Source organism: Lysobacter sp. CA196 (assembly GCF_052078695.1).
Classification (GTDB): Bacteria; Pseudomonadota; Gammaproteobacteria; order Xanthomonadales; family Xanthomonadaceae; genus Lysobacter.
Genome location: NZ_JBQJIN010000003.1, coordinates 92,724 through 106,381, shown reverse-complemented (window position 1 = coordinate 106,381; position 13,658 = coordinate 92,724). Strand labels below are relative to the sequence as shown.

At 67.3% G+C, this 13,658-nt stretch carries 2 protein-coding genes; both read right to left on the bottom strand.

What is annotated here, in order from left to right:
- Window positions 1-75: 75 nt before the first annotated feature.
- Complete coding sequence (locus tag ACTOWK_RS04380; protein WP_441328971.1) at window positions 76-372, bottom strand: hypothetical protein; 297 nt, start codon at window positions 370-372, stop codon at window positions 76-78.
- Between the two features lie 399 nt (window positions 373-771).
- Window positions 772-13,548 carry an autotransporter-associated beta strand repeat-containing protein gene (locus tag ACTOWK_RS04375; RefSeq protein ID WP_441328970.1) on the bottom strand — a complete coding sequence of 4,259 codons (12,777 nt, stop codon included), beginning with the start codon at window positions 13,546-13,548 and terminating at the stop codon, window positions 772-774.
- Between the last annotated feature and the right edge of the window lie 110 nt (window positions 13,549-13,658).

The window sequence follows — 13,658 nt, the reverse complement described above, 5'->3', positions numbered from 1 at the left end:
TACTCTTGCAAGGCGGATCGCACTCTGCTTTCAATCGAATTCCGTGACGCTCGGTTCGGCGCCAAGGCGATGATTTCAAGATGAGCGAAGGCTCATGTCGGTAGCGAATTGTTCGGGCCATGGCCAATCCCCCATGGATGCGGAGATGAACACGCATAGGTCACCCGACGGTTCGAGAGCCGCGACCGGCCCTATCGAGTATTTACGCGTCTGCTGTCGACCCCAGGCATCGAAGGCCGAATCCCAACTGTCGCCCTGGCGTACGCCGCTGGTATCCAGGAACGCGGTAAGCGGCATGACCAGATACCAACTTCCGTCCAGCGCCGGCTTCCAGCGGTCGTCGCGAAACTCATTGAGCCAAGAGAAATTCAAGGACTTGTCCTAACGCTTCGATGCCGTCGCAGCACTCGTTCGGAATGCTTCAGCGCAATACTAGGAGTGCGCGAAATGGCGCAAAATTGGGAAAAGTCTTAGACAGCCGGCGAACGCTCGTTGTCCGGGATGCAGGCACGACGGCGTGCGCGACACGCTTGGAAAACGTGCAGGCAGGCAACCGCGTCAAGGCGATGCCGCCGCGACGGCCACGTCGCTGCGAGCGGCACGGCGTCTGGCCCGCCTTGCCGCTTATGCCCTGCGAAGATTCGGCGCGCTGCCCAGAGGATCCTGAAAGCACCGCTGGCCGCAGCCAAACTCCCTGCCCGGCTTTCGATCATCCGCCGCCCCAGGCCGTCATCGGGCGGTGCACGCCTCAGGCATGCACCGCCCCTACCCTCACCAACGAATCCGCACGCCCAGGTTGGCCTGGCGCTGTTTGACGTCGCTGCCTTCCAGGCTTTCGCCGTAGGACAGCACGCCGAACAGGCTGACCGATTCGTTCAACTCGGCCTCCACGCCGACGTCGACGGTCGCCATCAGGCCCAGTTCGTGATTCGGGAAGGCTTGCGGCTGGGCGCCGGAACCGATCGGCACCACCAGCAGGGCGTCGTCCTTTTCGCCTACGGTGTCCTGCAGGCCCAGCGTCGCCCACGGACGGATCCGTGCGCCGCCGGCGGTCTCGAAGCGCTTCTCGGCGCGCACCGCGGCGCGCACCGTACCCAACAGGTCGTCGTCCATCACCAGTTGTTTGCCGCTCGCATCGCGCTGGTCCTGCCACTGCATCGCGCTGGCGCTGAGCTGCAGTTGCGGCTCGACGGTCCAACCGTTGCTCAGCGGGAAGCGATGGCCGAGCTGTGCGCTCGCGGTCACGCTGCTGCCGCCGATGTCCTGGTTGAAACCGTCGGCGACCGCGACGCGGGCCTCCGGCCGCTGCCCGACCAGGGTCATGTCCAGGTAGGTGCCGCCTTGCCAGCTCACGCTGCCGTACATGCCGACCATCGGCGTATCGACGCGCACATGAGCCTGGCCGATGCCCTGCAGGTCGGTCGAATTGGCGCCGTCGGCCCAGTAATTGCCGTGTTGATAGCCGAGGAATACGCCGCCGCGGAAGCTGCGCGTCTCGCGGTCCTGCAACAGCACGTCCACGCCGAGGTACAGGCCGAGCGTGTTGCCGCTGAAGGCGAAACCCGGGTTGGCGCCCATCTCCAGCTCGCTGCCGCTCGCCGCCACCCAAAGGCCGTGGCAATCGCCGCGTAACGAGGCGTAGGCGCGCTGCGCACCCTCCTCCTCTGCGCCGCAGCGCGGGGTATCGCCGCGCACGCCGCTCATGCGTTCGAACAACAGCCGGTTACTGCTCTGGATGTCGGCGAGGCCGATGTCCGGCAACACGGCGTAGCCGCCGATTTCCGGCAGGATGTCGCTGGCTTCGGTGTTGAGATACCAACCGTCGCCCTGGCGGTCGAAGCTCCACGGGAACACGCTGCCGTTCAAGCGCACCACGCCGTCGCTGGCGCCGGCCGCGGTAAAGCCGCCTGCGGTGGCTGCATTGTCGTTCGGTGCCGAGATCACTCGGATCGAGGCCGGCTGTTGCGGGGTCTCGCTGCCGTCGCTGAGGAAGGTCACCGCCGTGGTGCCGGCGACGTCGCCGCCGATGTCCAGACCGCCCGAGCTCTGGCCGCCCGGCGATACCGTCAGGGCCAGGGAGCCGCCACCGGTGTAATTGCCGCTGATGCCGAAGCGGGCGCCGCCGACGCTGATCAGGCCCGAATTGGCCACGCTGCCGGTCAGTGCGGCGCCGCTCAGGCCGATCAGTTCCGAAGTGCCATCGATCGACAACAGGCCGCCTGCGAGGTTCAACGGTCCGCTCAGCGTCAGTCGCGTGCCGGTGAGCAGGTCCACGCGCTCCCAGTTGGACAGTGCGCTTGCCTGGCTTTGGCCCAGGGTCATGCCGTGGAAGTTCACCCGGTCCTCGGTGCCGGCGCCGCCGTCGAAGCGGGTCAGGCCACTGAGCTCGCCGCCGCGGAAATCGGCGGTATCGTTGCCGGCGCCGAAATCGAAGCGGCCGATCACCGTGCCGGCGGAGCTGAAGCTGTCGTTGCCGGCGGTTCCGCTGTAGAGGCCGGTGGCCTTCAGGGTCGAGCCGGCCGCGACCGTGGTGTTTTGCGCGGCCACGCTGCCGCTGGCGGTGACTTCGAGCAGGCCGCCGATTACATCGACGTCGATGAACTCCGACGGCCCGTTGATCTGCAGCGCACCGGCGCCGGACTTCGCCAGCGATTCGAAGCCGAGCATGCTGCCCAGCGGGACATTGAAGCCGCCACTGATATTGGCTTCGAGGGTGTCGTTGCCGAGGCCGCCTTCGACCGTGCCGATCGCCGCGGTGGTTTCGTGGACGATGAAGCGGTCGTCGCCGGCACCGAGCGCGAACGTACCGCTGCCGGTGTCGAGCGTGCCGGCCAAATCGAACACGTCGTTGCCGTCGCCGAGGTCGCCGGAGGCGAGCAGGCTCGCGCCGGCAGCGACTTCCACCGTGTTGCTGCCGGCGCTGCCGGTCAGCACGGTCTGGCCCGCAGCGAGGCCTTGCACGCGGCCGTCGACCGCCAGGGTGGTGCCGTCGGCCATCGCCAAGGTCGGCGTCTGCAAGGTGCCGGCCACGCTCAGGGTGCCGCCGTTGAGCGTGGTGCCGCCGCTGAAGCTCTGGGTGCCGGTCAGCGTGGCTTCGCCGGCGTTGTCCTTCTGCAGAAACTCGAAGTTGATGGTGTTGCCGGCATCGAAGCTGAAGGCGTTGGCGTTGTCGAGCACCACGGTGTCGCCGGTGCCGTGGCCGCCGCCGCTGACGACGGCGTTGAGCACGGCGCCGTCGCCGAGGGTCAGCACGTCTTCGCCGCCGCACAGGTCGATGGTGCCGCTGCCGGACACGGTGCCCGACACGCTCATCGTGTCGTTGGCGGCGCCGCAACCGAAGCTGCCGTCGACGTTCAAGGTCGCGCCGGCTCCGACCACCGTGGCCAATGAACTGCCCGCGGTCGCCACCACGCTGCCGGCCGGGCCGATGTTCAAGGTGCCGCCGAGCACGCTGACTTCCTGCAGGTCGGTCGCGCTCGGGCCGGTGATGTTGAGCACGCCGGTGCCGGTCTTGGTCACGCCTTCGAAATTGACCAGCGCGCCCAGGTCGGCGCTCAGGTCGATGTCGTAGACGCGTGTATCCAGGCCGGCGCCGCCGTCGACGGTGCCGAGCACGGTGGTGCCGTCGTGGACGACGAAGCTGTCGTCGCCGTCGCCCAAGGCGAACGTACCGCCGAGGGTATCGAGGGTGCCGACCACGTCGAGCACGTCCTCGCCCGCGCCGAGATCGCCGCTGGCCAGGGCGGTGCCGTTGACGGTCACGGTGTTGGCGCCGGCGCTGCCGGTGATCGCGGCGGCCGTGCCCGTTCCTGCATCCAGGTTGCCGTCGACGGTCAGTATGGTGTCGTCGCCCATCGCCACGGTCGGCGTGCTCAGCGCGCCGGCGAGCGCGAGCTCGCCGCCGTTGATCGCGGTGCCGCCGCTGAAGCTCTGGGTGCCGGTCAAGGTCGCGGTGCCGGTGTTGGTCTTGGTCAGGAATTCGAAGTTGACGACGCTGCCGGCGCCGAAGCTCAACGCCCCGGCGTTATCGAGCACGACCGTATCGCCGCCGCCCGCGCCGCCGTCGAGCGCGCCGCCGAAGCCAGTCAGGTCGGCGCCGTCGTTGAGGGTCAGGGTGTCGTCGCCGCCGTCGAAGGCGATCGCGCCGCTGCCGGCGATCGCACCGGACACCGTCATCGTGTCGTCGCCGGCCGAGCCGGCGAAGTGGCCGTCGACGTTCAAGGTGGCACCGTTGGCGACCGTGCTGGTGACCACCCCACTGACGCTGCCGGCGACGCCGATGTCGAGCGTGCCGCCGTCGACGTTGACCGTGGTGAAGTCCGATGCGGCCGGGCCGTCGATGTTCAAAGTGCCCGTGTTGGTCTTGGTCAGGGTCTCGAAGTTAGTGGCGCCGCCCAGGGTCGCGGTGCCGGCGAAGTCGGCGGTCAGAGTGTCGATACCGGCACCGCCGTCGATCGGCGTGGCCAGGCCGCTCATGTCGGCGCCGTCTTGCAGGGTCAGTTGGTCGTCGCCGTCGAGCATGTCGATGACGCTCGAGCCGCTGACGTTGCCGGCCACGGTGAAGCTGTCGGCGCCGGTGGTGAAGCCGAAGGCGCCATCGACGATCAGGCTGGCGCCGTTGGCTACGGTGGCAGTGTTGACGCCGCCGATGCTGCCGCCGGTGCCGATATCGAGGGTGCCGCCGTCGACGTTGACGGTGGTGAAATCCGAGGCGGCCGGGCCGTCGACGTGCAGGGTGCCGGTATTGGCCTTGGTCAGGGTTTCGAAGCCGATCGCCCCGCCCAGGGTCGCCGTGCCGGCCAGATCGGCGACGAAGGTATCGTTGCCGGTGCCGCCGTCGACGGCATTGCTCAGTCCTGAAAGATCCGCGCCGTCCTGGATCGTGAACGTGTCGTCGCCGTCGAGCAGATTCACCGCGCCGCCGCCGGCCACCGTGCCGGCGACGGTGAAGCTGTCGTTACCGGCGGTGCCCGAGTAGCTGCCGTCCAGGTTCAAGGCCGCACCGCTGGCGATCGTGGTGTTCTGCGCGACCACGCTGCCGGCGGCGCCGACGTTCAAGCTGCCGGCGAGCACATCGACGGCGACGAAGTCCGAAGCCGCCGGGCCATTGATGTTCAACGTGCCGACGCCGGTCTTGCTGAGCGTCTCGAAGCCCTGCACCGCGCCGAGATCGGCACTGGTGGCGATGTCGGCGTTCAACAAATCGGTGCCGGCACCGGCGGCGACCGTGCCGACGATGTTGGTGCCGTCGTGGATGCCCAGGGTGTCGTCGCCGGCGCCTAGGTCGAGGACGCCGGCACCGGTGTCGAGGCTGCCGGCGACATCGACGACATCGCTGCCGTCGCCCAGGTCGCCGTTGGCCAACAGGCTCGCGCCTGCCGCTATGTTGACGGTGTTGCTGCCGGCGCTGCCGGTGATGGCCGCTGCGCTGCCCCCCGCGCCTTGCACGCTGCCGTCGACATTGAGCGTGGTCGCATCGGCCATCGTCAGGGTCGGCGTGTCCAGGCTGCCGGCAACGCTGAGCGTGCCGCCGTTCAAGGCGGTGCCGCCGACGAAGCTCTGCGTCCCGGTCAGCGTCGCCTCGCCGATATTGTTCTTCTGCAGCACTTCGAAGCCGCTGGTGTCGGCGGCGTCGAGAGTGAAGGCGCCGGCGTTGTTGAGCACCACCGCATCGCCCGCCCCCGCTCCGCCGCTGATCGCATTGGCCAGGGCCGCCCCGTCGTTCAAGGTCAGGGTGTCGTCGCCGTCGCCCAGGTCGATCGTGCCGCTGCCGCTCACGGTGCCCGCGACGGTGAAGGTATCGGCATTGCTGCCGCCGTTGTAGCTGCCGTCGACGTTCAAGGTCGCGCCGCTGGCGACGTTGGTGGCCAGGCTGCCGCCCGGTGCCGGGGTGACGCTGCCCGACGCGGTCACGTTCAAGATACCGGCCTGTACATCGACGGTGGTGAAGTCTGAGCTGAGCGGGCCGTTGAGGTTGAGAACGCCGGCGCCGCTCTTGCTGAGGGTCTCGAAGCCTTGCACCGCGCCGAGGTCGGCGACGGTGGCGATATTGGTGTTGAAGGTGTCGTTGCCCGCGCCGGCTACGACCGTACCGACGATGCTGGTGCCGTCGTGGATGGTCAGGGTGTCGTCGCCGGTGCCGAGGTCGAACACGCCGGTGCCGGTGTCCAGATTGCCGGCCACATCGAGGATGTCGTTGCCGTCGCCGAGGTCGCCGCTCGCCAGTAGATTGCCGCCGGCGCCGACACTGACGGTGTTCGCGCCGGTGCTGCCGCTGATGGTCGTGGTCGTCGCGCCGGCGGCCTGCAACGAGCCATCGACGTTGAGCACGGTGCCGTCGGCCAAGGTGACCACCGGCGTTTCCAGGGAGCCGTCCACGTCCAGCGTGCCGCCGAGGATGGCGGTACCGGCAACGAAACTCGACGCACCGGTCAGGGTCGCCACGCCGGTGTTGTCCTTTTGCAATACTTCGAAGCCGCTCGTGTTGCCGGCATCCAGGCTCAGTGCGCCGGCGTTCTTCAGCACCAGGGTGTCGCCGGTGCCGGTACCGCCGCTGACGATCGTGCTCAACACCGCGCCGTCGTTGAGCGTCAAGGTGTCGTCGCCGCCGCACAAGTCGATGATGCCGCTGCCCGAGACGGTGCCCGACACGGTCATGCTGTCGTTGTCGGCGCCGCAGCCGTAACTTCCGTCGACGTTCAAGGTCGCGCCTGCGCCGACCGTCGTCGTGAGGACATTGCCCGGGGCCGCGGTGACGCTGCCGCCTGCGCCGATGTTCAAGGTGCCGGCCGATACGTCGACCGTGGTGAAGTCGGAACTCATCGGGCCGTTGACGTTGAGTACGCCGGCGCCGGACTTGCTCAAGGTCTCGAAACCCTGCACCGCGCCGAGATCGGCGACGGTGGAGATGTGGGTGTTGAAGGTGTCGTTGCCGGCCCCGGCCACGATCGTGCCGACGATGCTGGTGCCGTCGTGGATGGTCAACGTGTCGTCGCCGGCGCCCAGGTCGAACGTACCCGCGCCCGTGTCCAGGCTGCCGGCCACATCGAGTACATCGCTACCGTCGCCCAGACTGCCGCTGGCCACCAAGGTGCCGCCCGCGGCGACGAGCACGGTATTCGCACCAGCGCTGCCGGTGATCGCCGTGGCCGCCCCGAGCGCTGCCTGCACCGAGCCTTGGACCGACAGCGTCGTGCCATCGGCCAGGGCCACGGTCGGGGTTTCCAGCGCGCCGGCCACGTTCAACGTACCGCCGTCGATGGCGGTGCCGTCGCTGAAGCTCTGGCTGCCGGTCATCGTGGCGGTGCCGGCATTCTGCTTGGACAGCCGTTCGAACCCGGCGGTGGTGCTGCCGTCGAAGGCCAGATCCAGCGCATTGTCGAGCACCAACAGATCGCTGCCGCCGACACCGCCGTCGACGCCTGCACCGCCGATCACCGCGCCGTCGGTCAAGGTGAAGGTGTCGTCGTCGCCGCCCAGGCTCAATGCGCTCGCGCCGGAATTCAAGGTGCCGCCCAGCGTCACCACGTCGCTGCCCGCGCCGAGGTCGCCGTTGCCGTTCAAGGTCGCGCCGGCATTGATCAGGAGGGTATTGACGCCGGCGCTGCCGGCGATCGCCGTCGTAGCGCCGCCCGCGGCCTGCACGGTGCCGTCCACATTCAAGGTGGTGCCGTCGGACATCGCGACGGTCGGCGTATCCAGCACCCCGTCCACATCGAGGGTGCCGCCTTGGATGGCGGTGCCGGCGCTGAAGGCCTGGTTGTCGGTCAGGGTCAGCACGCCGGTGTTTTGCTTGGTCAACTGTTCGAAACCGGCGACGGTGGCGCCGCTGAAGGTCATCGCCGCCGCGTTGTTGATCACCAGGTTGTCGGTGCTGCCGGTGCCGGCATCGACGCCGGCACCGGCGATCACGGCGCCGTCGTTCAAGGTCAGGGTGTCGTCGCCGGCGCCCAGGTTCAGCGTGCCGGCACCGGTATTCAGGGTGCCGGTCAGGTTGACCGCATCGCTGCCGTCGCCAAGGTCGCCGTTGGCCAGCAAGGTGCCGCCAGTATTGACGTTGACCGTGCTCGCGCCGGCATCGCCGCTCAACTGGGTCGACGTAGCGCCGGCCGCCTGCACGGTACCGTCGACATTGAGCGTGGACGTGCCGCTCATCGCGATCGTGGGCGTGGTCAGGCCACCGTTGATATCGAGCGTGCCGGCGCTGATGGTGGTGGCCCCGACGCTGTTGTTGGCGGAGGTCAAGGTCGCCGTGCCGGTGCCGATCTGCGCCAGGGTGCCGGGGCCGCTCAGCGTACCGGTGAAATTAAAGGTGTCGCTGCGGTTGATCGACAAGGTCGAAGTCGGCGAGTCGATGATCACGTTGCCGGTGCCGGCATTGCCGGTGGTGCCGCCGTTGCCGATCATCAGGTTGCCGTCGTTGATGACGGTATTGCCCGAATAAGTATTGTTTCCGGTCAGGACCCAGGTGCCGCTGTCGTTCTTGGCCAGCGTGGTGGCGCCGGTGCCGTTGTCGCCGATCGCACCGCCCATCGTGTTGTTGCCGGTGTTGGTGCCGCCCAGGGCGATGGTGCGCGGGGTATTGGTGCCGGACAGCGTCACCGCGCCGGTGTTGGAGAAGTTGATCGCCCCCGTGCCGGAAGATTCGATATAGGTGACGCCGGGTGCGAGCGTGAACAGACGGTTGGTACTGTCGCCCGCGCCGGTGTAGCGCAAGGTCGAACCGTTGCCGATCACCAGATTGGAAGCGGCATTGGAGGAGGCACCGATGCTGCTGGCCACGCCACCGTTCGCCAGCTGATCGACGCTGAGCACGCCGCCGCTGATGGTGGTGATGCCGGTGTAGGTGCTGTTGTTGTTGGTCAGGCGCCAGGTGCCGGTGCCGGTCTTGGTCAGCGAGGTGATGCCCGCGCCGTTATTGTTCAGTTGCGCGGACAAGACGTTGTCGCCGGTGTTGGTACCCGTCAAGGTCAGCGTACGGGCGGTGTTTGCGCCGGCCAGGGTCACCAGACCGGTGGAGGTGAACTCCACGATGCCGCTGCCGGAGGCATCGAGCGCGCCGCCGTTGGTGCCGAGGGTGAACTGCCGATCGGAACTGCCGCCCGCGCCGACGTAACGCAGGGTACCGCCGTTGAGCACCAGGTTGGTGGCGCTGGAGGTAGAAGCGCCGAGCGAGCTGTTGACGCCGCCGTTCTGCAGGCAGTCGACCGCCAGCACGCCGGCGTTGATCGTGGTCGTGCCGGTGTAGTTGCTGTTGCAGCCGGACAGCGTCTGGGTGCCGGCGCCGTTCTTGACCAGGTTGCCGCTGCCGCTGATGGCGCCCGCGTACGTCTGGCTGAAGCCGTCCCTGATCGTCAGGGTGCCCGTGCCCAACGCGATGTTCCCGCCCACGGCGCCGCCACCGATAAGGGCGCCCGCATTGGCGTTGAAATTGTTCAGGTCCAGCAAGGCGCCGGCGGTGTTGGCCATGATGAAGGCGTTGGTGGTGCCGAACGCCGTGTTCGAACCTGCACGCAGCGTGCCGCCTCTGACTTGGGTGTTGTTGGTGTAGGTGTTGTTGCCGGACAACACCAGCGTACCGGCGTTGTCTTTGTACAACTCGCCTCCACCGACGACCGGGCCGCTGAAGCCGAGCGTCGTGCCGTTGACCACGTCGATGACGCCGTAGCCGGTAAGAGTGAACCCGCGATCGGTGCTGACGGTGCCGCCGGTGTAGTTGAGGTTGCCGTTAATGAAGACGAGATTGCTGGAAGCGCTGCTGGATGCGCCAATGCCGCTGGCCGCGCCGCCATTGGCCAGGCAGTCGACGCTCAGGGTCGCGCCCTCCAGGGTGGTGGCACCGGTGTAGGTGTTATTGCAGCCAGTGAAAGTCTGGATGCCGCCGTTGGTGCGCCAGACGCCGCCGGTGCCGCTGATCGTGCCCGCATAGGTGCCGTTGCCCCCGCCGATGCGCAGCCTGGCCGAGCCGAGGGTGACGTTGCCGCCGTTGGCGCCGCCGCCGACCAACGGCCCGACGAAGTTATCGAAATTGTTCAGGTCCAGAGTGACGCCGGCGGTATTGGCCAGCGTCATGGTGTTGGCGGTGTTGTATGCGCCGAACGCCTGGGTCGAACCGGCGCGCAATACACCGGCATTGACGGTGTTGCCGCCCACGTAGGTGTTGGTGCCGGACAGCACCAGCGTGCCGGCCCCTTCCTTGATCAGTTTGGTCGTGCCAGAGCCGGCGGCGGTGCCGCTGACGGTCAGGGTCGTGGCGGCATTGCCGACATCGATGGTGCCTTGGGCGGTGCCCAGGGTGAAGCCACGATCGATCGCGGTGGTGGCACCGGTGTACTGCAAACCGCCGCCGTTGAGCACCAGATTGGCCGATGCGCTGTCGGCGGCGCCGATGCCGCTGGCCAGGCCGCCGTTGGTCAAGGTGTCCACCGACAGCCTGCCGCCACTGACGGTGGTGACACCGGTGTAGTCGTTGCCGTCGTTGCTCAAGGTCAGGGTGCCGGCGCCGGCCTTGGTGAAACTGGCGCCGTCGCTGCTGGTGACCAATCCGCTGAAGCTCAGGTTGGCCGCGGCGTTGGTTACTTCGACCCCGCTGCCGAGGATCGCGCCGGATTTGGCGATGGTGAAACCGCGGTCGCTGCTGGTGCTGGTGCCGGTGTAGCGCAAGGTGCTGCCTTCCAGCACCAAGTTCGACGACGCCGCCGACGAGGCGCCGATGCTGCTCGCCACGCCGCCATTGCCGATGTTGTTTACCGACAACATGCCTTGCGCCACCGTAGTGCCGCCGGTGTAACTGTTGGCGGCATTGGTGAGCGTGACCAGGCCGGTGCCGGCCTTGGTGAAGCCCATCGCTGGGCTGTTATCGACAATCTGGGAACCGATGGTGAAGTTGCCGGTGCTGTTCTGCTGGATCGTCAGGTCGCCGCCGTTGGGGCCGGTCAGGCTGCCGCCGGTGATCGTCTGGTTGGTGTTGAGCACCGAGGGCGCGACGATGATCGTGCCGTCCACGCCGAGCGTATTGCCGGCCGACACGGTTACCGTGGTCGACACCGGTCGCGTGTAACGCAGGCCGCCGAGCTGTTTGGTGCCGCTCAGCGTACCGAAGAAGCCGTTGATGTCGGTGATGAACTCGTTGTCCAGCCAGGTGGCCGCGTTGTCTTTGTTGGTGTAGTCGGCAAGAGTGAAAGCGGTGATGTTGCCGCCGACGACCTTGGCGTAGTCGGTGCCGTTGACCGTGGCCCAGCCGCCCAATACGGTGTTGGTGGTGGTGATGTTGCCGCTGGCCGGCAGATTGAAATTGATCAAACCGCCGGTGCGGGTGATGGCGCCCAGGTTGACCGTCATGCTGCCGCCGCTGCCGGAGGTAGCAGTGAGGGTATTGTTGCTGGCGCTGACGTTCAGGCCATTGAAGGTCTGGGTATTGGCCTCGCCTGCCGCGCCGGTGACGTTGAGCGTACCGCCCATCATGTTGAGCGTGGAGGCGCTGGAGATGATGTTGCCGACCGGGCCGCCGGCGGCGCTGAAATTCAGATTGAGCGTGCCGCCGCCGATCGCGGTGGCACCGGTAAAGGTATTGGCGCCGGTCAGCGTCTGGGTGCTGCCGCCCAGCTTGGTCAAGCCGCCGCTGCCGGCGATGTTGCCGGCGTAGGTGGCGGTGGTACCGGTCGGTGCATCCAGGGTCAACATGGCGCTGCCCAGGTTCACGGTGCCGCCGGTGCCGGACAGGGTGCTGAAGGTCCGGCTGAAGCCGTTGAGGTCCAGGGTGCCGCCGTTGACCTGGGCGGTGGTGGACGCGCCGAAGGCCGTGGCGGTGCCTGCGCGCAGTACGCCTTTGTCGACGATGGTGCTGCCGGTGTAGGTATTGGCGCCGGTCAGCACCCAGGTGGCGTTGCCGCCGCTGCGCAGGTTGCCAGTGCCGGAAATGACGCCGGTGGCGATGTTGTCTGCGCCGGTATAGCTGCCGCCCAGGGTCGCGGTGAGCCCACTAGTGAGGGCCATGGCCCCGCTCAAGGTCAGGGCGCCGCTGCCATCGTTATTGAGGGTGCCGCCGTCTATCTGCCAATCGCGATTACTGCCGGCGCCGGTGCCGGTATAACTCAGGGTGCCGCTTGCACTGAGGTTGACGATGCTGCCGGTCCCCAGCGAACTGGCGACGCCACTGTCGGCGATAGTGCCAGCCTCCACCCGTCCCGCGCCGCGGATTACGGCGCGACCGGTGAAGGTGTTGGCGTTGCCGAGGCGGACGGTCCGCCCGGCGCTGGGTACAAACCAGGCGTCGCGGCCGTTGTTGCTGCTGATCACGCCCAGCAGTTCCATGTCGGCGTTGACCGCGTCGAATTCAGCGCGATTCCCCGAACCTCCACCCAATGCGATATTGCCGGTCAGGGTCAGGGTGCCGGTACCCCAATTGCGCAGATACGCTGCCTCGCCGCTTGGCCCCGCAGGCGGATTTATCTGCCAATTGCGGTTGGAGGTATCGCCATCGCCCACATAGTCAAGAACGGCGTTGGTCTGGCCGGAAGAGCCGATAGTGATCGTGCCATTTGCGACGGTGGTGGGCGCTCCCAAAGAGCTGGCCATGCCCAAGTCGGCGATGGAGGTGAAGCTGGAGGCCGCTCCGCCAAAGAAGGTGGTCGGGCCGGTGTAGTTGTTGAGGTTGTTGCTTACCGCCACCCCGCTAAAAGTAGGGTTGCCGCTGCCGGTAAAGAAGCCGCTGCCGACACCGGCGCCGAAGAGGCTGACAGTGCCGGTGAGCGACACCGTCCGCCCTGCCAGGCCGCCGCCGGTCGAGCCGACATCCAGTCGGGTGCCGTTCGCCATATTGACGGTATTGGCGATGTTGCCGAGGGCCGCGTTGCCGTTGACGGCCAGCCTGCCGGCGTTGACGTTGACGGCTCCGGTAAAGGTGTTGACGCCGTTAAGGAACAGGTTGCCGGTGCTCGCCTTGGTCAGCCCCGCCGAGCCGGCGATGACCGAATTGATCGTCGCCGACACGCCGGTGCCGCCATTGACCGTAATGGTCGGCGTGGCCCCCGCCAGGGTCAGGGTGCTGCTATTGAGGATGTAGCCGTTGACGTCGAAAGTGAGGTTGTGCGCGGTGATCGGTACGCCCAAGGTCACCGTGCCGGCGGTGCCGCCGAAGAAGGCGTCGTCCAGTGCGGCGTTGTTCCAGGCGCTGTAGGGGCCGCTGACCCCGTCGCCGTTCGGGCTCCAGAACGCGCTGCTGGTGTTCCAGGTGCCGGTGCCGCCGCGGTTGACCGCAGTACCGTTGGGGTCCCAGAACCGGTTCGCCGCCTGCGCCGGCGCGTATAGCGACAGCAGCGCCAGGAACATGCCCACTTGCAGCAGGCCCACTTGCAGCAGACCCAACTGCAGCGGCCGGCTGTGCACGGGCGGAGAGCCTTCGACCTGGTCGCGGTCGAGCGGCAGCGCGAGTACGCGCCGGCGCTTGTCGACCCCTCCCCCGCTCTTGCCGCGGGACGCGGCGAGTTCGGAAACGACTACCCACGCGTTCAACGCCTGCGACCAGAGAATGCGGAAGATGCGGTTCATGTGTTTCTCCGTGTGAGTCGCGCGTGCGTGACGGACGAGGCTCCGTCGGCTACGTCGGTGACCGTCTTTCAGATACGAATAAATCGATGGCTGGATGAAGCTGGCACGGT